Source organism: Candidatus Poribacteria bacterium (assembly GCA_009839745.1).
GTDB lineage: Bacteria > Poribacteria > WGA-4E > WGA-4E > WGA-3G > WGA-3G.
Window position 1 is genome coordinate 1 of sequence record VXPE01000016.1, and the last position, 21914, is coordinate 21914.

Here is a 21914-nt window from a genome sequence, read left to right on the forward strand (position 1 = left end):
TAGACTTCCGAACCCGCTGGACCCAAAGCTAAAGCATTGGGATTGTTAGACGATGCCCATCAAATATCTCTCCTAAAAAAAGTATTGAATCTTACATTTACGTTCTTGCACTGTCAGTCCCGGCGAAAAAAGTTTCTTTCACTTTGTATAAACATCGACCGTGCTACAGAAAATGAATTGTCCAATATTACCACGAAACGCACGGATCGCACTCTCAATATCCGCTGGAACAAAACTGATCATGTCAATGACAGCGTCGAAATTCCCTGCTTCTGTCATCTGTGCTTCAAACGCCGCGTAGTCCTTCCGATCACCCGTAATGGTATTATACCGTTCTGGAATATCAGCCTTCGTCTGTCCGCGGTTGTAGAGCGTCACATTATCCCCACGCGCAATGAGAGCGCGCGTAATCGCCGTGCTAATCAATCCTGTCCCACCAATAATTAAAACCCGCATGAATATCTCCGATCTGATGTAAAGATAAAAACGCCTTCTACTGCCAAGTATATTTCAACACGCGAGATATGTCAAGGAGTTCTGTAACGTGAGTCTTTGTGAAAATCTGATTCCGCGTATTCCGCTGGTTAAACTTGAGACGGTTGTTGCTGATTCACAATTCCAACGTAACTATATCACCAGAATCGTTCATCAAATTTACGAAGGTGCAGAAAAGAATCCAGAACCGGAACGGATCAAGACGGGCTGTAGGTGGATTTGTAAGCGGTTTCTACGAGCAGGTATGATCCTCGTGTTATCACGTTCAAAGGCTTTCACACGCGATCTGTATTATTGCTATGAAGAGTTTGCTAAGTTCTATCCAGAGCAGGATGCCGCAATGTGGCAGGCATTGGAATACGCCATAAATCCGACAGGAAACGTAGAGGAGCTTCTTCCACTTGTTAAGGAGCTTGGTGACTTTCTTGCGCAAGAGGCAGACGCTGTTTTTGGAGTGCCGCAAAACTCATAAAACAGATAGTGGGTGATCACCCAGAAATGATTGTATATACAGAAAGGAGAAAATTCTATGAGAAATGCATATTTAACCCAGATTGTTTTCAATAAACATTCTTGTTATTTCTTGATTCCGGTTGTGAGTCTTTTACTGATCACCATTTACATGCCCGGCTGCGGGGGTGACAGTGATACGGATGAAGAATCCAGTAGTCCAACAAGTATCGTTCAACCTGCATCAACGCCTTCTACGGCGACCACCCCGCCCCCAGTGGCAGTCGCTGAAGCCGAACCAGACGAAGATGTTGGCATCTCTTTCCAGAACGACATTTTGCCGATTCTCGAAAAGAATTGTGCGCTTGCTGGATGTCACGTCGCTGGCGGCGCAGCAGGACTCGACCTGACGGGGTACGACTCCTTCGAGAAAAGCGGCACGTTCGTCCCAGGAAACGCTAAAAGGAGTATCGTTATTACCCGCATTGACGGCGGTGGCATGCCACCCGCAGGACCTCTTGACGATGACTTGATAGACCTTGTCAAGGACTGGATTGATGAAGGTGCTGAGAACAACTAATTTTTCTAATACCATTTCTAATTGAACAATGTGCCTTTGGTAGCACTTGTGTACTTTGTGTTATACTTCCTCTTTTCCCTCTTGGAAAAATTTGGAGCGATGCAATAGGCTTTCCCATATTTTGAATGCTGCATCGCTCCCTCTATCAACCCAAAAATCGTCTTTAGAACTTGCAAAATCACTGAGAGGTGCTAAAATGTTATTATGGAAGAAGAAACCGGCGATAACGCGTCAAGACGGTTGGCTCAAGGTCGGTTATCAAGACACCGATGTTTCCGTTCGACTTTTCGGTAGACTTGACCGGACACTCAGAGACACAATCCGCGGAACGTTACAATCTCTATTGAAGCTTCGAGGACAAGGCGCAATCCACCTTCAGATGATGGATGTGTTTTTACTGGATCCGTCTACAGCCGCTGGATTGGTGGCTTTTTTTAGAGATGCCGAACAGGACGATGTTCGCGTTGAAGTCCGTAGCGCGAGTCCAGCCGTCAAGCAAGTATTTAAAGGATTAGGTGTTAGCGATTTGTTAGATAACGTGAATTCAATATAAGGATATAATTCTCGTAGGTTGGGTTGAGCGGTAAAAGACTAAAATCCATCCAATTTGTAGGGTAAATTCCGTTTCTCAATGTCCGATTTGTACAGGAACATAGCGAAACCCAACAACCTAAACACGAGGATGGGAGAAACACATGCGTATTATTACAATAGTCATATTTTTTCTTCTATTACTTAGTGGGTGTGGCATAAAATCAGTCCAACAACCCGCACCTGTCACAGCAGAAATCGTTAGAAAGGCTGACTGGGAGGTAGAATTCAGGGATGTCTTCTTCCGCGATGCAAAGCACGGTTGGGTCATTGGAGAGAAAGGCACAATCCTTTACACAGAAGACGGTGGCAAAAATTGGGAAACGCAGAAGAGTAACACCGAAGCACGTCTGAACAAGATGCAGTTCATAGATGAAAAGCGAGGGTGGGTCGTCGGAAACGAAGGAACTTTCTTACGAACAGGAAACGGCGGTAAAAAATGGCAGAAACGGGTTGTCAGGGACCGGAGCATGAGTCTGATCAGCCTTCACTTCTTGGACGAACAACGCGGCTGGATAACTGGGGAAGGGGGTGCGCTCTATTATACGGCAGACGGCGGAGAATCGTGGGACTTTCGTGCCAGCGGTGTTGGGGAAGCACTCCTTGATATCCACTTTGTTAACGAAAACGATGGGTGGTTGATCGCACAACTCGGCACAACATTGCACACGACAGACGGCGGGAAAACATGGGATTATAAATCGGTAGGACCGCAGGACGGTCTACTTAATATACAATTCGATGCCGACCAGAAAACGGGCTGGGCTGTCGGAATTGCGTCTACTGTGCTCTCAACGACAGATGGCGGAGAAACGTGGACCCGTGGGGAACCCAGCATCGAAGCCTCCCACGCCATCTATGACCTCTGCTTTACCGATACTAAAAATGGATGGCTGGCGGCCCAAGTTGGTGAAGTGTTGCATACACAAGACGGTGGAAAAACATGGACGGTTCAAGAGACAGGCACCCGTAGCGACCTGATGGCTGTCCATTCTCCTGACGCAAAACATATCTGGGCAGTCGGTAGTTACGGCACAATGCTGCATTCTACCGATGGTGGGAAAACGTGGACGATCGACTTTGAAAGTAATGCCGAACCTTTAGCGGGTGTGGAGATGGCAGATAGCGGACGCGGTTGGGCCGTTGGACGTCGCGGTGCAATTTTCCGCACGGAAAATCAAGGACGCTCTTGGGAACGACAAGAGAGTGGTCTTTCTGTGGGTTTGAATAAGGTGACCGCGGTGGACGAAGAACAGGCGTGGGCAATCGGTGATTCCGGCTACATTTTGCACACCAAAGACGGAGAGACATGGGAAGTCCAAAAAGGCTACGATTGGATCGGATTACACGATGTCCAGTTTCTAAACAGTCAGCGGGGTTGGGCTGTTGGGGATATGGGGGGTATCTTCTATACCAACAACGGTGGTGAAAATTGGATCGAGCAACGTGGTTATATTTTTGAGCTCTTAAAAGGTCTCTGCTTTGTTTCACCGAATGAGGGATGGACGATCGGTTGGCCCGGCAAAATCCTCCACACCGTCGATGGTGGGAAAACATGGCAACCCCAAGAGAGCGGGACGTTTAACGAACTCTACTCGATCTATTTCATAGACCCCGAACTCGGTTGGATCTCTGGACAATACGGACTCATCCTTCATACTACTGATGGAGGTAAAACGTGGAACTCCCAGTATACTCGCACGCAGGCGAATCTCAACAAAATCTTTTTCGCTTCTCCTAGGGTCGGAATAGCGGTCGGTGACGAAGGGACGCTCTTACTCACGCAGGATGGCGGTAAGACCTGGACCCGGCAAGACAGTGGAACGGACAAAAATCTCAGCGACATCAGTGTCACGGAGGATAAAATATTTGCGGTTGGTGAAGACGGTATCGCTCTTGCCTACACAATTCCCTCGATATCAAAATATACGCCACGCAAGCGATTTTTTGATGAGATTGAAACTGGGCTGCCGAAAAAGGATGCTGGGTGGGACACTTTACATACCGACGGTCCCTTCCGAATCATGGGCGCGGATACCGGCATAAAATCAGCGGATATTTCCTTTATTAACGCCATCGAAGGATGGGTAGTCGGTAATTCCAGCACGATGCTCCGCACCTTGGACGGCGGCAACACGTGGAAAAGCGTTGAATCGCCCGTGGATACGCCCCTGATTGCCGTGCATTTTGTTTCCTCAGAAATCGGTTGGATTCTCACCCAAGACGCGAGTTTCCTATCTACAACCGATGGTGGCAAAACGTGGCAGGTTCTGAATAAGACCACTAAACCCGGGATGGCGGGTTACAACGCGAATGTCTCCTTCATCAATGCTACTGAAGGATGGACAATAGACGCTTCTGGGATGGCACTGCTCCACACCTTAGATGGCGGCGACACTTGGGAGCGCGTTGAATCCCCCATAGATGCCCCTTTGAGTGTTGTTCACTTTACCGCCGTAGAGACCGGCTGGGTCGTTACGGATGACATGCGTTACCTATTGACGACCGATGGCGGCAAAACATGGGAGATGTTGGACGAAGGGGCTGAACCCGATATGGCTGGATATGCCCCACGGAGTCGTCGCGTAGAAGAACCGTGTGAACTTTATACTGCACACTTTCAGGGTTTCGGTGAAGGATGGGCTGCCGGTAAAGAAGGCGTTATCCTACACAACAAGGACGGAAATACAATCTGGAGACATCAGGAAAACGAAACCTCGGCATCCTATCGGGACATCCAGATGGTAGAAGATCACTACGGTTGGGCTGTCGGGTCGTCGGGAAAGGTCCTCTGGACGAACGATCAAGGGGACACATGGCATCTTCAGACAACCAACACAGGATATGATCTATATGGTGTGTCTTTTCTGAACCGACGAAAGGGATGGACTGTCGGAAGAGACGGGATCGTTCTCCGAACATCAGATAGCGGTTTAGCGTGGTCTGCAGTTAATACGGGCATCAGCACGCACCTTTATGATGTTTCTTTCGTAAACGAAATGGAAGGCTGGATTGTCGGAGAAGGTGGACTCATCCTGCATACTAAGGATCGTGGAGAAACATGGGTAATTGAGGAATCCGGCACCGGTGAAGATTTATATCATGTTGGGTATGTCGAAGGGTTTGGCATAGTTGTGTTGGGGGCGCACGGCACGATCCTCAAGCGAAAGGTAGAGATTCAATCTTAGGTTCGATCAAGGGAAGTTTATTGATGAAACGAATATTATTTCTGTTGATGGTGTTGTTCAATAGTAGTCTGTTGATAATCAACGTTTGGGGTAGCGGTAAGATTTCCTTCACCTCCGATAGCACAGGAAACCTTGACATCTACATCATAGATATAGATGGTAAGAATCTCGTCAACTTAACCAATCATCCATCAGATGACTTCTCGCCGACATGGTCTCCAGATGGTCGGGCTTTTGCCTACGTCTCAAACAGGGACGGAAATCCAGAAATTTACGTAATGAATATGGATACGAAAGAATCTCGAAGGATCACAAACCATCGAGCAACGGATGTGGATCCAGCATGGTCCCCGGATGGCAAGTGGATCGCATTTGCATCCAACCAAGCGCGCGATCATGCTGCCGACACTGACATCTACATAATGGACGTGAATGGAAAGAAGGTTCAGAGACTCACAAACAAGGGCGGACACAATTCAACACCGGCATGGTCCCCGGATGGCGAATGGATCGCGTTCCGTTCCACACAGGACGGCATCGGCGGTATCCATGTCATGAACGCTGATGGTGAAAAACAACGAGCACTCACACAGGTTTCTGCAACAGGTCCCACTTGGGCTTCCAACGGAAAACAAATTTATTTTTCCAGTGAGAAGTTAGGCGGTGTGAAAGTGCCGACACTGTTCGCAGTAGACGTTGATGGAGAAAATCCAAAAAAAATAACGGATGCTGGACAGATCTGCGAAGAACCTGATGGCTCGCCTGACGGTCAGTGGATTGCCTATGTATCCGTTCAAGATGCGAACAAAGACATCTATCTGATCCGCGCGGCAGGGGGTGGTCTCCGAAAATTGACACAAGATCCGGGACTGGAATTTTCTCCTGCATGGGTGCCGTCGGCGTTTAGTGTTTCACTGAGCGCGCACACACAGATGGTGCTCTGGGGAATACTCAAGCAAACAAAAAGAAAAAAATAATCGGTCTCCAACCAAGGGAGATGCGGTTTCCCATCACAATACCCTCCTCAACTTTGAACAAATATATTCTATACAAAACGGAGTTCGATGGACTCCGGTGGGACATCTCTTTTGCGCAAGAACACCATCTTTTTAGCTTCATCCACTCCCGTATCTCTAATCCTATTAAAATAACAGACGCTGCAGAAGATGGCGCACTCGGACAGGATCTCGGACGCCGAAACGGGTTGAACGCAGCGTCAGGTGTCAGGAATATTGAAAACGCACGACTCGTCGGTTTTCGAGGACAGGGACTTTTCGGCGAAATGTTCCGTGTCGGATTTACTTATGTCAATTTGCATAAGGAACATCCCGAGCGCCTCATAAACTCGTTCATGGGGACTGTTGCCAACACACCCCCTGAAACAATATCCGTTGTTTTTCGTGATGACTCGCCTGAGGACAATCAGACGAGCGCATTCACGGATCTTCGTACTTATGATCCTAATTTACATAACGATCATAGCCAAGAGGGTGTCGGTGCCGCTTTTAAGCGCATGAAGATAACTATCGTTACACAATCACTTCACAAATTACCCCCCGCCGCTATAGCGGAAGGCATTGAACCCGAGCTTCTTCCCGAAATGACGCACCAATTCGATATCTTTGCTGACGAACTCGTGCCGTTTGATCATAGCGGAGGTACTTCCGAAATCCGAGATTCCGTTGACGGGAAGTGGAAGATTGTCACCGGTTTCAATAAAATGAAATATGATCTTATGCTGACGGATCAGAAGATTAACATTGATCCACGAACAGTTAAATCTGTTGTATTTGATATGGTTGTTGCCGGCGATTACAATATAGCCGTTATCGGTTTTAGCGAAGCGAATAGAGCCGAGGAAAACCCCGACCTACAGGAGTGGATTAAAACAACAGATGGCCGCATTCAGATGCCGTATCGCGACATAATTCAGGCACCGGGGAATTACGGTCAATCCCCGGATTACATCAAAGACAGGAAAAAACTTGTAGACAATCCCACGCAATGGAGGGGTGAAGGGAGACCTCGGAAAGTTAGATACCGCTACGGTGCTGCACGTGCTGCGACTCTCTATGGACTTGATCTTGAAGGCACTGTCAGCAATGTTTTCATCAGGGCACACTACTCCATTAATGGTAAATACAAACAGTATCCCACTATCCCGAAAGATAAAGTCGGCTTTAGTCGAACTAAAACCACACTTCAGCTGCCCGATGGTGAGGAAGAAACAGGTGTTACTATTGATCTCGGCAGCCAACTCCCAGTAGATGCAAATGGAGTCCCGACATACTCGGAAACTGAGGGCGAACGTTTTGAGGCTTTTTTAGGGGGTGACGGAACAGATGAAGATAGCAACGGGAAACTCGGTAGAGAAACCGCTTGGTTCATCCAACTTAAGTCTCGTTTTGGCAAACTCCACTTAGAAGCCGTCTTGTATCATATCGACCCAGGCTACACGACTAACTACCTGAATTTCGGTGCACATCCGAATCGGGGTCAAATTTACACGCTTGAACGCGGCAGGCGAGATAGACCCTTGGAAGAACGAATCCCGGCAGAACAAATTCCATGGGATGCCGCCAATTATACATTGATTGAGGATGACGATGATGGCGATGACTGGCCCGATGGCATTGCCGACTTTGATGGCGTAATTCCACGCGCTGATGACCGAGACCAGAACGGGGTATTAGACTTCCAAGAAGATTTTCTTATTTTTGAAGCCGACCCACCTGTATTTACCAATGGTATCGATCTGAATAATAACGGCATTGTTGATCGAATTGAGGATGACCTTGAACCGGAATACGAATACGGTATAGACCGTCAGGGGTATCACCTTAAAGCAAAATACGATCTACTCGATAACTTTGTTGTTCAAGTGGGTTGGTTAAATGAAACCGAAGTTTCAAGTCGACGGAAGAATAACTCTAAATACATACATATCACCTATAAACGCAGCATCCCCGATTTTGGGAGTTTTCACTTCCAAAATTGGTTCGTCCGAGTCCATGATGATATTCCGGATTACGCAATCGTCTTGCCTGTTGGAGAATTGGAGCCGATTCGCATTAATGACGAGCTTGATTTTTACAACGCGCGGGTGAATACAACAACGTTCCAATGCCTCTATACCGCGGTGCGGAACTTGACGCTTGAAGCCAAATTTCTGATTCACATGCAAAAACAGTTTGAACAGGAGAAAGAGAAGGCACTTTTCACGGATATTGAATACGATCCAATATCAAAGAACTTTGAATCCGATGAACGCGTTGACTTTATGGTTCCAATTGAACAGGTCCGAATTGGCGACAGGGGACGTGTATACCCGTTCTATCCCGATCACGGCATTAACGCACTCGACCCGACGGACACTGGTTTAATCTATGACGACACGAATTGGAAAAAACGCCGTTACCCTGAACGGAACATTCGTAATCAACTCACGATTCTGAAGGCGAAATACGAGATACCACTTGCAGATCTCCCTTATGTCCACAAAATTGTTGAAGATTTAACGCTAACACCTATGGTGAAATACGTCTGGGACCGAGCTTTTGATCGAAGTGCCGAGGAAATTCCAAAGACACTCAACCCAGCACTGTTCCTTCCTACCAACGATGAACCCATTGAATACTTGCGATTCAATCGTCGAAGTCGGGAGGATATTCTTGGGGTCCGTCTCGATTATCAGTTTACACCAAGATTGAATATCATCGGAGGCTTCCAATACCGGAAGTTTTCCAACCGGGATAAAAACTTCAAAAACTACCTACAAACTTTCTCAGATGACACTGACCTTCCCAACCTATACCGCCCTGACCTACGAACGCGTATTTTTGAAATCCAAACTATTAACAGAGGCAGTTGGCTCGGTTTCTATATCGTCATTCTCGCAGGGCATCGGAGAACCACGCATCTGTTTGAAAGCACGACCAGTAATACAACCTTCGTTCGAGCGATGATGGGTTTCTAATGGCGTGAAGGGAAAAGCGTTCCCAACAGACCTACGCTTGGGCGTTTTCACGAAATTGCCGGTCAGCATTGATCTTTTCCTGTATTCAACTATATCGACAACACTTTCTTCAATTTTTTCTTGCCTTCTGACTCTGATGTGCTATGATAGGTGTAAATTAGCACACTCTCTTTGGCAAACTTGGAGATACACATGAACGACTACCGTATTGCAATCATCGGCTTAGGGGGCATGGGTGGAGCGCATGCCGAGGCGGTGCAGTTAGAGACGAACTGTGAACTCGTCGCCGGAGCGGAAATCAATCCAGAACGCGCAAAAGCCTGGAGCGAACGATTCAGCGTCAAAGCCATCTATGACGACTACGAAAAGATGCTTGACGAAGAACAACCCGACATCGTTATCGTCCCAACGCAGGCACCGATGCACCACGCGCCAACAATCGCCGCGGCACAGCGCGGTATCCATGTATTCTGTGAAAAACCGACTGCCCTCAACCTCATTGAAGCCGACGAAATGGTCGAAACCTGCGACCAGTATCAGGTCAAGTTTGCCATTAACCACATTAAACGCGCCAGTCCCTATAATCGTCACGTTCTATCGCTGATTGAAAAAGGTGAAATCGGCGATGTTGTGTTGTTGAAGGCGACTGACAAAGGTGGACGCAAGGTGGGTAACTCGTTGATGGAGATGGGCACCCATCTCTACGATTGGTTACGCCTTTTCGCTGGCGACGTTGAGTGGACGCACGCGCACCTCGTGCAGATGGATGGACGCGAGTCAACCGTCGATGACATCAAACACACTCAAGAAGTCCACGCGTTCGATCGGGATGCGGGACTCGTGCTTGGAGAGCGTGGACACGCCGCGTTTCGCTTCAAGAATGGCATCCATGCCGATGTGCAGTTCCTCGCGCAACCAGAGACAAACGATAATGCATACGGCATCGACATCATCGGCACTGAAGGCAGAATTGCGATCCGAGAGAGTGTCGGCACGACCATGTTTATCCACAAAGGACAACATAAGACACCCGCAGAGGCATGGGAACCTGTGCATCTATCCGCCGAAGACTTGGATGAACAAGGAAACCCACGGGACAAGGGATCGATACGGTTGCTATTGCAACGTCTCATGCTACGCGACCTCATCGCAGCCATTGAAGAAGACCGGGATCCGTTCGCGAGTGGCAGGGATGGTCGAGATTGTCTTGAAATGATCCACGCCACATGGGAATCACATAGACAGAAGTCCCGGGTATCTATGCCGCTTACGCCACGCGAACACCCCCTTGAAAGGTGGAAAAGAGATTCTTAACGATGGAATCCGGTGCGTTTCGTCCGTTGTCCGAAATGGCTGCTTTTCCAAGTAAGATCTCTGGGTTGGGTTCAAAGAGATGTTTACTGTAACCAGAAATCCGTTTTTTGACGACGGAAAAAAACGGATCAGAAAGGCCCAAGATTAAAAAAATGCAACGATTAGATATTCTGCATCCCTCAATTGATGACTACTTACTCGACATCATACCTGAACGCGATGAAGTCCTAACGGAGATGGAGACGCATGCCCGGGCAAACCGTTTTCCAATCGTAGGACCGCTCGTTGGGCGTGTCTTACACCAATTGGTATTGCTGACGAATCCGACGCGGATTTTCGAGATGGGTTCGGGCTTTGGATATTCGGCGTATTGGATGGCGAAAGCATTGCAAAAACCGGAAGCATCTATCATCTGTACGGATGGTTCACAGGAGAACGCCGATAGCGCAGTGGGTTATCTCGCTCGCGGTGGTATCGCAGATCGCATCGACTATCGCGTCGGCAACGCACTTGAAATCATCGACGAAACCGAAGGTGAGTTTGACATCATCTATAACGACATCGACAAAGACGGATACCCTGAAGCCTTCCACAAGGCAATCCCACGGCTCAGAAGCGGTGGACTCTTTATCACGGACAATATGCTTTGGATGGGACGCGTCGTCACACAGGAACCCGGTGGTCCTCCAGAAAGACTTGATGAACGAGAGCAATGGTTCCATGCGGCGACAATCGGTGTTAAAGAGTTAACACGTCTTCTCTATAGTTCACCTGATGTATTCACGACGATCATCCCCCTCCGCGATGGGGTCTCGGTCGCGGTGAAGCGTTAATTCATAACCTGCGTTGGCGAGTTTTTGTCCGAATTACATAGTCATTTCCCTAATTGCTATTCTGTGTGTCTTACCGATGTGTTGTTTGAGAATCTACATCTCAGACATGTTTCTATAAGAAAATAGACCTATCTTTGCCTTTTAGGGCGAAGAATATCAATAGGAGAGTCATGATGTTTTTTGAAAAAAAATCGTTTTCTGTTAAAGTCGACCTACTCACTATTGTTTGCTGTATCTTATTCGCACTGTCCACACTGCCGGTGATGGCACATTCAGGCGGTGAGGTGACATCGAAAAAAACTGAAACGCCTATCACGATTGATGGAATGATGGATGAGGCGGAGTGGGACGCAGCATTTCAAGAATCTTCACCCCTGCAAGATATTGTTGTAGACCCACGCGATCCGAAACATAACCAAGAGTGGTATCAAATTATCCCCGGGGGCGGTGCGGGTAGCGACACCAACGACGGTGGGTTGCGTGTCAGTCGCGGCAAATTCGATGGCGATGACGATTTCTTGGCACGCTGGGCGACGCTGTGGGATGACGACTACCTCTATTTTGCGTTCGATATCACCGACGATACCTACCACGCCTACGCCAACGATCACGCCTCTCGGGACGGGGATATTGACGGGATATGGTTGCTCTTCGACACCAAACACGATGCCCCTGTCTTTGAGTTCCCTCACCATGAATTTGAAACGAAACATGTAGCGAATAACAGCACCTATGAAGACGACGATCATTATTGGATCTTTGCGCCCGTAACGACTGAGGGGACAAGTGGGGCATGGTCACAAGCGTTGAGTGCGGGACGTGATCCAGAGTTAGGCGAACCCGGCAACGGACACGTCGCGGGTCAGAAAACGGGAAGCGGTTATGCCGCTGAGATACGTCTCCCTTGGTCGATCTTTGAGCCGTTTTTTGGTGCAGCCCTTGAGCCGACGGACGGCTTGGTCATCGGATTCGACATCACAATTACAGACATCGATGGGGATGCCCCCGGCACCTACGCTGCCCCCCTTGGTGGTGCCGTCGCTTGGTCGAGTGATTTTGAAAACGATAACAGTCCGGGTGTGCTCGGCGATCTCCTCATTTCCAACGAGATCATCGGCAGTGCAACGTCTGTCGACCCCGCAGGCAAATTGCCCGAAACATGGGGTAAGATTAAACGCGACTATAAATAGCATCCAATTAACCGCGATACCTTTTGCATTATTTGCTTTCGCCTTCATAGACAGGACCGAGTGGTTCTTCACCAACTATGAGGGCGAAAAGCCTGATACATCGATTGACGCTTATTTGTCGAAGCAACTTAAGTGATGAGATATCTATTTCAAGGTGTGCTTATCCTGGTCTACTGCTGTTTCATGGCAAGTGCCCAACACCCTGACCCTTTGCTATGGCACTATCGACAGGCGGAAGCACTTGCCAACCAGCAACGCTTTGATGAGGCACTTCGTGAATATCAGAAGGTCTTACAACTGGACGCGGATTTTGCCGAGGCGTATAGCGGCATGGGTGTGATCTACTGGAAAACAGGCAGGATAGATGACGCTATTGAGGTCTTCCAAAAAGCCCTTGCCCGCAACAATCGTCTCCTGCAAGCGCACGCCGTGATGGGACTCTTGCTTTCAAAACGTGGGCAAAACACGGAAGCGATCGCACATTATAAGCAAGCAATCGACATCGATCCACACCTCAGTTGGCTGCATTCCAATTTAGCTGCGTTACTTTGGACTCAGAATCAAGTTCCACAGGCTATTTCTCGTTATCAAAAAGCCATCCAATTAGACCCCAAGTCACCACAAGCATATCTTGGGTTGGGAAATATCTATTACACCCAGCTCAAGTTTAATGCCGCGCTGGAAACGTATACACGGGCTATTGAACTGGAGTTACAGACACCAGGGATATACTGCAATCGTGGAATCATCTACACCAAACAGGGCGAGTATGATAAGGCAACTACAGATTTTCAGCAGGCGTTGGCAATGGATACCGATTACACGCCAGCAAGATTTGAACTCGGCTTCCTCTATCAGCAGATGGGTGAGTATGAAAAAGCGCTTAGCGAATACGAGCGGGTGATGCCGCACCGGACAGGTGATCTCGCGCTGCACCATAATCTCGCGCGTTGCTATTTTCGTCTCGGACAGGTTGAAGCGGCAAGACATCAACACGAAATTGCACAGGAGATCCGCGAATTTCAAGATGCCCTTGAGACAGCACAGGGAAAAATTCGTGAAGAACCGAGCGATCCTGATGGTTATATGGCACTTGCGAAAATCTATGCAGAACATAACCAACCCGAGAAGGCGTTTGAGCAGTATAAAACCGTTATTCTCAAAGATGCCTTTTTGATGGAGGCTTACGATGGAATCGCCTCACTCTATATTCGGTATCAACAGGGCAGGAAGGCGATTCCCGTCTACAAAACCGCTGTTGGCGTTAATTCGGAATATACGAAAGGACATCTAAGGCTCGGATTACTGTATCGACAGTATGAACAGCCAAAGGAATCTGCACAGCATCTGGAAATCGCCCGCCAACTCGCCCAAAAAGCAACCGAAACGATGCCAAACGTGCAAAGTTTCAATATGCTGGGCGCAATCTATCTCGCCATGAAAGATTATAGCCGGGCTGAAGCCACCTTTCAGAAGGCTCTTAAATTAGCACCAAATAACAAACAGGCTCAGGAATACCTCCAGCAAGTGCGTCAAGAAAAAAAGAGAGCGTCGGACTGATTTGGGATGCGATACACAAGTTTTCTATTTCTCATAACCTGCTTGATTAACACGCCCTACTGCGGGTATGCTGAAGGTAAAATCTCATTTACGGACATCACAGCGGCAGCAGGACTCCAGTTTCACCACGTTGATGGCAGAAGTGGTGAGCGGTATTTTCTGGAAACCGTTGGATCGGGTGCTGCCTTCTTTGATTATGACGGGGATGGATGGATCGATATATATTTTGTTAACGGTGCAGATTTACCCGGCTTTCGCTCACCCCAATCACCAACGAATGTGCTCTATCGTAACAATGGGAACAGCACTTTCACGGATGTCACAGAACAGGCAGGCGTTGGAGATACCGGCTATGGTGGAGGGTGTGCTGTCGGAGACTATGATAACGATGGCAATCTGGATGTATACGTGACGAATTTTGGTGCGAATGTGCTCTATCGTAACAATGGGAACAGCACTTTCACGGATGTCACGCAGCATGCCGGCGTTGGAGATAGGCGTTGGAGCCTTGGGTGTGCTTTCGCTGATTATGATAATGATGGTTTTGTTGATTTGTACGTCACTAACTACATCGACTTCCACTTTGAAACCCATACCAACTGCACACAAAAAGGTGTGGCGGCATACTGTCCACCCGAAAGTTTTGAGGGCGCACCAGACACTTTATATCGCAATAACGGTGATGGAACGTTCACCGATGTCACCACGATCGCCGGGGTCTATAATGAAGGTGGAAAAGGAATGGGAGTCGTGTTCGGGGATTATGACAACGATGGCGATGCGGATTGTTATGTGGGCAACGATGCTGGGGAGAATTTTCTCTATCAGAACAGGGGGAATGGCACATTTACAAACGTCGGTTGGATGGCGGGGGTGGAAGCCGATGAAAACGGGAACGTCCAGGGAACAATGGGCGTCGATTTTGGGGATTATGACAATGATGGGCTGTTAGACCTCATCGCGATTAACTATCAACAACAGCCCAATGCCCTCTATCGCAACGATAACGCTAACTTTTTCACCGACGTATCATTCGTTGCGGGTATGGCTGACAGCGTTCCTTATGTTGGCTGGGGTGTCGATTTTTTCGATGTGGACAACGATGGGGATAAAGACCTCCTTATCGCCAACGGTCATCTCCAAGACGCGATCGAACAATACGACGATACAACGACCTATCCCCAACACAATCATCTATTGATTAACAATGGACAGGGATACTTCGTTAATGAATCGGTGAAGACTGGAAACGGTTTACAGTCGCGTAAGGTGAGTCGGGGGCTCGCGACAGGGGATTACGACAATGATGGCGACTTAGACGTGCTGATCTGTAACGCCAATGATACCCCGCAGCTCCTTCGCAACGATAGTGAAATGCAGGAAAATTGGATTCTGATTCACACGATTGGGACGCGGAGTAATCGCGCAGGGATCGGTACACGGGTAAAAATTCAAACCGACACTCTCATCCAAATTGATGAAGTGCGGGGTGGCTCTGGCTACCTCTCTCAAAACGACTTACGTCTCCATTTTGGAATTGGTGCGCACAAGCACATCGACCGTATTGAAGCGAGATGGCCCAGCGGCATTGTTGACATAATTCGAGATGTCGCACCGAACCAGATAATTACCATCACGGAAGGCACTCACGTTCGGTAACACGCCTGATTTGTTCATGAAAGGGATGTTTCGCTACGGTTTCAAATGTTTTTCAAGGAACCCGCTATGATCGCACCTAAGGACAACATCCGCCAATAAACGTCTACATATTTAGGGGGAGTGATGGAATTAACCGAATCACGTTTCAAACGGTTTATCTTTATTATCATCGATGGGGCACCGTATGAAATCTTTAAAACGTTGATTGAGAACGGGGATCTTCCAAATATCAAGAAACATGTAGTAGATCGCGGCAGTTTGAATAAAGCGGTCTCCGTCTTTCCGTCAACAACGGGACCCGCCTTTATCCCATTTTTTATGGGCTTGTATCCTGGCACTGCGAATATCCCCGGCATTCGGTGGATGTCTAAATCGAACTTCCATATCCCCCACCACTTCAAACGTCCGGGGGTCTGCAGTTATATGGGGTTTGATGGGTTGCATTTTGAAGCCGATTTGCCCCTAAATTCTCCCACACTTTTTGATTTTTTTTCACCCGTCAGCAATATTTACAATCTTCTCGCCCGCGGGTGTCCGCCATCCAAAAACCTGACGCGCTGGAGCAAACCCTTCGTATACACCTACGCACACTTTTCCCATCGTTGGCGATTCGTCAATCAGATTGCAGCCCGTCGCTTATATAAAGCCGTTGAAGCAGGTGACAAATTCGTGGTATGCCTCTTTCCCGCAGTTGATACCTTTTCTCATCTCTCACAGATACAATCTCCACAGGTACTTCAGACTTACCGAGAGATTGATACCGCGATTGGAAACATTGTTCATACATTGCAAAAGGCGAACACCCTCCAAGAAACGCTGATTCTGATAACCAGCGACCATGGGATGACCGATACACATACGCATATTGATGTCCCACAGCACTTAGACGAAGGCGGTTGGCGATGTTTGCATTACCCAAAGGTCTGGCGACAAGGCACCGTATCTGCCAGTATGGTATCAGGAAACGGGATGACGCATCTCTATTTTAAAAATAATCCGATTGGAAAGGGATGGGGGGAACGCACCCCCTTCGAGAAACTTCACAAAATGGGGGTCATTGGTTCCTTGATTGAATTGGAGGGGTTGGGATTCGTCGCAGGGCAGAGCGAAACTGGAGATATTCTCGTCCAAAACCGAGGTGGACAGGGAAGAATCTTGTGTCGTTCAGTGCAGACGGACCGCGGAAACCCACAAAGCGTAGGGGGGACGTTCAAATCCTCAGACGCGTTGCGTTTCTCCTACCAATTTACAGGGACAGATCCACTCGGATATGGTGTTCCCTATGAGAATTTGTCCTCACGGGAAGCACTCCGTGAGACCTATGACAGTCCGCACCCTGATGGTATCGTTCAATTGTGGCAGATTTTCAAAAGTGAACGGACAGGCGATCTTGTTCTCAGTGCCGAGAAGGGTTACGATTTACGTGCCCGTTATGAAATCCCTGAACATCGGGCGACGCACGGTGCTTTAATCGCCGAGCATCTATCCATCCCGCTTGCGACGAATTATCCAATCGCAGAACAGTGTATCCGATCCGTTGATGTATTTCCAACGGTGCTCAGTCTCTGTGGACATAACGTCGCAGAGCGTCACATTGATGGTAGAGTCGTTAAGTAGACCGGAATCTCACCACACAAATTTCCAAATGCTGAACCGCCAATCACTTGGGGCTACAGAGGTCGCTGCGGATGGAGATTGGGTGATTTTCAAACGCCATCACACCGCTGAACATTGATAGACCCACCTACCATAAACAGTCGCTCCTTGATTTGACTTTCTTTGAGAAATGTGATACTATTTTCGTAATTGGTTGCAATAATGTGCGATGGTGTTCGTGCCTGTTTTGTTCATCCTGTGAATAGAGGAAGGAGATAACGATGCCAATACCCAATTTCCCCGATAAACATAGATCACGTCCCATCATCACTCCACAACAGCACGTCGCGTACTTCCGTCAACAAGGCTTTATTCCCGATTTCCCGATCCCCGAGAGCGTCATTTTCTGTTATGAAGGGAATCTTCTGGATCGTATTACCCGCATTGAAAGTGTAGAGCAGGTTCATGGAGTAGGTGGAGGTTTCTATCTGCTGACTGAAACTGACAATCGCCTGGCAGTTAGTGGCAATAATGGCATCGGTGCGCCGGGTGTGTCAATGGTTCTTGAACTTCTGATAGAATTGGGGATTAAACGATTTATCAATGTAGGAATTGCTGGTGGCTTACAAAAAAACTCACACATTGGCGATGTCGTCGTTTGCACGAGTGCCATTCGCGATGAAGGCGTTTCATATCACTACTTGGAGGATCCTTCAGCACCTGCCCTGCCGTCCGAAAATCTGACAACCGCGTTCAGACGGACCCTTACGCGCGACGGCATTCCTTATACGCAGGGACCAACATGGACGACCGATGCTTTTTTTCGTGAAACGATTGGGGAGATTCAGCATTATCAACGGGAAGGGGTTGTCACGGTTGAAATGGAAACCGCCGCTTTATTCGCCATCAGTACCCTGCGCGGTGTGGACATGGCATCAGGGTTTGTCATTAGCGATTTAGTGGCAGAATTGGTATGGCATCCACAGATCCTCGCCCAAGAAACATACGAGCGTCTCTTTCGATTATATCAGGCAGCACGCGCAACCTTAAACGAAACGAATAAAAACTAACATTAAAGGAAAGGCAAATGGCAATTTTAACACAAGCACATCGTGAACACTTTGACAAATACGGTTATATGGTCATCGAAAATGCTATTCCAATTGAACTGTGCGACGCTGTCGTTGACGCGATCTTTGCGTTCTTAGAAATGGACCCCTTAGACCCAAATGACTGGTACCGCGCACCGCACAAACCCGGGGCGGGGATGGTAGAGATGTACCAACACCAAGCCATGTGGAATGTCTACCAGCACCCACCGATCCATCGAATCTATACCGAAGTCTACGGCACCCACCGGATTTGGGTCCACCCCGACCGCGTCAACATGAAACCGCCGAAGCACCCCGACTATCCCGAATGGGACCATAAGGGGATGTATCACTGGGATGCAGATACCTCGAAACTACCCATCGGTTTCGGCACACAAGGTGTTCTGTTTCTGACAGACACAACCGACAACCAAGGGTCTTTTGTGTGCTGGCCCGGCGCACATAAGTCGCTGATTGACAAGGAAAACCCGTGGGTACCGGAAATCTCGCCGGAACATTTCATTCAAGTCCCCGCGAAGGCGGGTGCCTTGCTTATATGGCATAAAGCACTGCCGCACGGCAACGGTCGCAATACCTCCGATAAGCCACGACTGGCACAATATATGAACTTCTATCCTGTTCCCGATCCAATCGATGAGGAGCGACGGCAAGAACGCATTACACTGTGGCGGGAGCGGCGAGCATTGGGACGAGGTCCCTATCCAGGCGACCCACGCGGTTGGGAAGCCAAAAACTATGGACCGGCAGAACTGACACCCTTAGGACGAAAACTGCTGGGACTTGATATGTGGGACTAATATTTCTTAAGCATCCCCCAACTCGTGGCTAATTTCCCTTGCGGGTCCACGCCGAGTGCTGCTTGTAATCCATTGTCTATGATTGCCTTGATCTGTTTTTCAGTCAAATCCACGTTGAAAATAGCGACCTCATCGAAAAGACCGAACATAAACTGGTGGTGTGCCAGAAAATCACCCATGTTAACCTCCTGGTCCTCAGCATTCGTGTCCATTGCCTGATCGCCACCTTCCTTGCCCTGAAGTTCACCGTCGACGTAAAGATCGTGATCTTGCACAGAGTCTGAACCTTTGGGAAAAACAACTGCCATGTGATGCCACTCTTTATCACAGACATCATCTGCTCCGTAATTTTGCCCGCCAGCCACCTCAACCCTCAAATTGCACTCCGCACCCCGTAGGTGCGCACGGACATAGTATTTTTCTCCCGTCAGGTTCGGTCCCCATTTCACCCACGAATGCTCTCTTGTGTCCCCTGCTTTAAACCAGAAGACCGTTGTTCTTGGATCCGTGCCACCAATGCCAGCGTAGCCGGAAACGATCAAATTGTCATCTTTGCCATCATAGTCGAGACACTGCCCGAACACACCTTTGGTGTATTTCGCGCCAGATATCTCCCCGTCTCGACCGTTTCCAGAAATGTCCTTGGCGACCGTCCCTTTCCCTTCATCAAAGAGGTATGCAACCTCAACCGTCCCGGGATCCAGTATAGCGGCATGACTGATACTCGTAACCAGTACTCCGAAAGCGATAACAATTAACCAAACCAGCGCAAAACTGACTCTACTTCTAAGTTTCATAGTTTCCTCCTATGCAAATATATCACTGAATTTCCAATCCAAAACCTTATATTTTGATGGAAGGACCTAAGGGGGTAGTACACCAGACCATAGTTTTCTAAAAAATGGATTATAGCAAAATTGCTGAAAAATAAGCAAGAGAAAAACAGTCATAACAGTGTGACTTTCATTGATTTCACAAGTCCAAACAAGGTATAATATAATGTGGTTACGAGATACTGAGAAATGCATAAATCCTTTTCACATTTAATTCTGTATGAATATACAAAAGGCATACGACACCTGGTCATCAGCTTATGATTCGGATGAGAACCGCACCCGAGATTTAGATCAGAGCGTTACCCAAAAAACGCTGGCAAATTCGTGCTATAAATCAATCCTTGAGATCGGTTGTGGAACTGGAAAAAACACCCACTTTCTCTCACAAATCGGTGAGAACGTTCACGCGATTGACTTCTCGGAAGGCATGATTTCTCTCGCCGAAGAGAAGTTGAAATCCAGCAATGTTACGTTCTCTCTCGCCGATCTTACCCGTCCATGGCACTGTGATAATGCGTCTATGGATCTTGTCGTCTGTAACCTTGTCCTTGAGCATATAGAAAACCTGGCATTCATATTCTCAGAAGCGTTCCGGGTATTGACCGATGATGGTCATTTCTTTCTCTGTGAACTTCACCCATTTAGGCAATATCAAGGGACACAGGCAAACTTTCAAACGGCTCACGGAACAATGGAAATTCAAGCGTTTGTGCATCACATATCCGATTTCCTCGACGCTGCCAAAAGCAGTGAATTCCGCCTTGAGGAATTCAAGGAATGGTGGCACGAAACAGATCAAAACAAACCTCCGAGACTTGTGTCGTTTATGTTCAAAAAATGAAAGAGCAAACATTAAGAGAGGAGATTATCTTTCATGGAACCACTCGCTTCATATTTGATTTGTGCAACACCGCGCTGTGGCGGGTATCTGCTGTTTGAGGCTTTGGAGAATACAGGACTTGCTGGAAATCCAGGAGAATATTTTTGGGAGGATGAACGTTGGGCTAAAGAATGGGGCGCGACCGATTACACCGACTTCCTCAACAAAGTAAAGCAGAAAAGCACAACCCCAAATGGGGTCTTTGGAACAAAACTCATGTGGGGCTACTTTGAAAAGTTCATTAACAAAGCACTTCAAATCCCGCAATTTAGAGACAGAAATCCGTCCCCATATACAGTGCTAAACGAACTGTTTCCGAACCTGCGTTATATCTGGATCATGCGCAGAGATAAAGTCCGTCAAGCCGTATCGCTATGGAAAGGACTTCAGACATTGATCTGGTGGAAACGAACCGGTGATCCCATTCCTGAACTGGAAAAAGAACCCGAGTACAACTTTGAGGCAATCGACTATTTCGTTCAAGAGATTGTTTTTCACGAAGCGGCATGGCAGTCTTACTTCACCGAATACCATATAACCCCATTTACAGTAATTTACGAGGATCTCGTGCCTTTCTACGAGAAAACGGCTCTCAGGGTTATGGAGTGGCTGGAAATTTCTTATCCCGAAAATCTTGTGTTTGGTGCCAGACGCCTCCAAAAACAAGCCGACGGTGTTTCTGAGGCGTGGGGTCGGCAATATCGTGCCGATAAACAGAAACGAGAAAATGATAACCAAACATACTCACCTTTCTCTATCACTTCTTGGGACTTCAAACCACCTAATATCCCTTGAATACTTATAAGAAAAAATGACCGATGCAAAATTTTTGAAAAAAATTTGACAAAGAGAAAAAC

The 21914-nt window shown here is 47.9% G+C and carries 18 protein-coding genes; 16 read left to right on the plus strand and 2 right to left on the minus strand.

Annotated elements, in window-relative coordinates; all coding sequences use genetic code 11:
* Nucleotides 1-138 precede the first annotated feature (138 nt).
* Nucleotides 139-456, minus strand: coding sequence for an NAD-dependent epimerase/dehydratase family protein (locus F4X88_02355; protein MYA55113.1), 318 nt, complete (start codon nt 454-456; stop codon nt 139-141).
* Nucleotides 457-544: 88 nt separating this feature from the next.
* Between F4X88_02355 and F4X88_02360 the strand changes: the two genes are divergently transcribed.
* The 14 genes from F4X88_02360 to F4X88_02425 all read left to right on the plus strand — a co-directional run bounded on the left by F4X88_02360 (nt 545) and on the right by F4X88_02425 (nt 19341).
* Nucleotides 545-967, plus strand: coding sequence for a hypothetical protein (locus F4X88_02360; GenBank protein MYA55114.1), 423 nt, complete (start codon nt 545-547; stop codon nt 965-967).
* A gap of 57 nt (nt 968-1024) precedes the next feature.
* Nucleotides 1025-1525 carry a hypothetical protein gene (locus tag F4X88_02365; GenBank protein ID MYA55115.1) on the plus strand — a complete coding sequence of 167 codons (501 nt, stop codon included), beginning with the start codon at nt 1025-1027 and terminating at the stop codon, nt 1523-1525.
* 196 nt (nt 1526-1721) lie between these two features.
* Complete coding sequence (locus tag F4X88_02370) at nt 1722-2078, plus strand: hypothetical protein (protein MYA55116.1); 357 nt, start codon at nt 1722-1724, stop codon at nt 2076-2078.
* Nucleotides 2079-2220: 142 nt separating this feature from the next.
* On the plus strand, nt 2221-5304 hold the full coding sequence (locus F4X88_02375; GenBank protein MYA55117.1) for a hypothetical protein: 3084 nt from the start codon (nt 2221-2223) through the stop codon (nt 5302-5304).
* Between the two features lie 23 nt (nt 5305-5327).
* A complete protein-coding gene (locus tag F4X88_02380) occupies nt 5328-6281 on the plus strand; it encodes a DUF5050 domain-containing protein (GenBank protein MYA55118.1) in 954 nt (317 codons plus the stop codon).
* Nucleotides 6282-6334: 53 nt separating this feature from the next.
* Entirely contained in the window at nt 6335-9280 is a 2946-nt protein-coding gene (locus F4X88_02385; protein ID MYA55119.1) for a hypothetical protein, read from the plus strand.
* 192 nt (nt 9281-9472) lie between these two features.
* Nucleotides 9473-10594 carry a Gfo/Idh/MocA family oxidoreductase gene (locus tag F4X88_02390; protein ID MYA55120.1) on the plus strand — a complete coding sequence of 374 codons (1122 nt, stop codon included), beginning with the start codon at nt 9473-9475 and terminating at the stop codon, nt 10592-10594.
* 152 nt (nt 10595-10746) lie between these two features.
* Nucleotides 10747-11427 (plus strand): O-methyltransferase, encoded by a 681-nt coding sequence (locus tag F4X88_02395; GenBank protein MYA55121.1) that lies wholly within the window; start codon nt 10747-10749, stop codon nt 11425-11427.
* Between the two features lie 170 nt (nt 11428-11597).
* The gene (locus F4X88_02400; GenBank protein ID MYA55122.1) at nt 11598-12617 is read left to right on the plus strand and encodes a hypothetical protein; all 1020 of its coding nucleotides are present in this window, start codon (nt 11598-11600) and stop codon (nt 12615-12617) included.
* Nucleotides 12618-12752: 135 nt separating this feature from the next.
* Entirely contained in the window at nt 12753-14177 is a 1425-nt protein-coding gene (locus F4X88_02405) for a tetratricopeptide repeat protein (GenBank protein MYA55123.1), read from the plus strand.
* Nucleotides 14178-14183: 6 nt separating this feature from the next.
* The gene (locus F4X88_02410) at nt 14184-15836 is read left to right on the plus strand and encodes a CRTAC1 family protein (protein MYA55124.1); all 1653 of its coding nucleotides are present in this window, start codon (nt 14184-14186) and stop codon (nt 15834-15836) included.
* A gap of 123 nt (nt 15837-15959) precedes the next feature.
* Nucleotides 15960-17453 (plus strand): alkaline phosphatase family protein, encoded by a 1494-nt coding sequence (locus F4X88_02415; protein ID MYA55125.1) that lies wholly within the window; start codon nt 15960-15962, stop codon nt 17451-17453.
* Nucleotides 17454-17713: 260 nt separating this feature from the next.
* Entirely contained in the window at nt 17714-18502 is a 789-nt protein-coding gene (locus F4X88_02420; GenBank protein MYA55126.1) for a nucleoside phosphorylase, read from the plus strand.
* A gap of 17 nt (nt 18503-18519) precedes the next feature.
* A complete protein-coding gene (locus F4X88_02425; protein ID MYA55127.1) occupies nt 18520-19341 on the plus strand; it encodes a hypothetical protein in 822 nt (273 codons plus the stop codon).
* On the opposite strand, the gene F4X88_02430 is transcribed toward F4X88_02425, so the two are convergent.
* Nucleotides 19338-20138 carry a LamG domain-containing protein gene (locus F4X88_02430; GenBank protein MYA55128.1) on the minus strand — a complete coding sequence of 267 codons (801 nt, stop codon included), beginning with the start codon at nt 20136-20138 and terminating at the stop codon, nt 19338-19340. The two genes, F4X88_02425 and F4X88_02430, sit on opposite strands and share 4 nt — an antisense overlap.
* A gap of 256 nt (nt 20139-20394) precedes the next feature.
* Here F4X88_02430 and F4X88_02435 point away from each other — a divergent pair, with 256 nt between their 5' ends.
* Together F4X88_02435 and F4X88_02440 are read left to right on the plus strand one after the other, a co-directional pair.
* Complete coding sequence (locus F4X88_02435) at nt 20395-21018, plus strand: class I SAM-dependent methyltransferase (protein MYA55129.1); 624 nt, start codon at nt 20395-20397, stop codon at nt 21016-21018.
* Between the two features lie 33 nt (nt 21019-21051).
* Entirely contained in the window at nt 21052-21852 is an 801-nt protein-coding gene (locus tag F4X88_02440) for a hypothetical protein (GenBank protein MYA55130.1), read from the plus strand.
* The last annotated feature ends 62 nt before the right edge of the window (nt 21853-21914 follow it).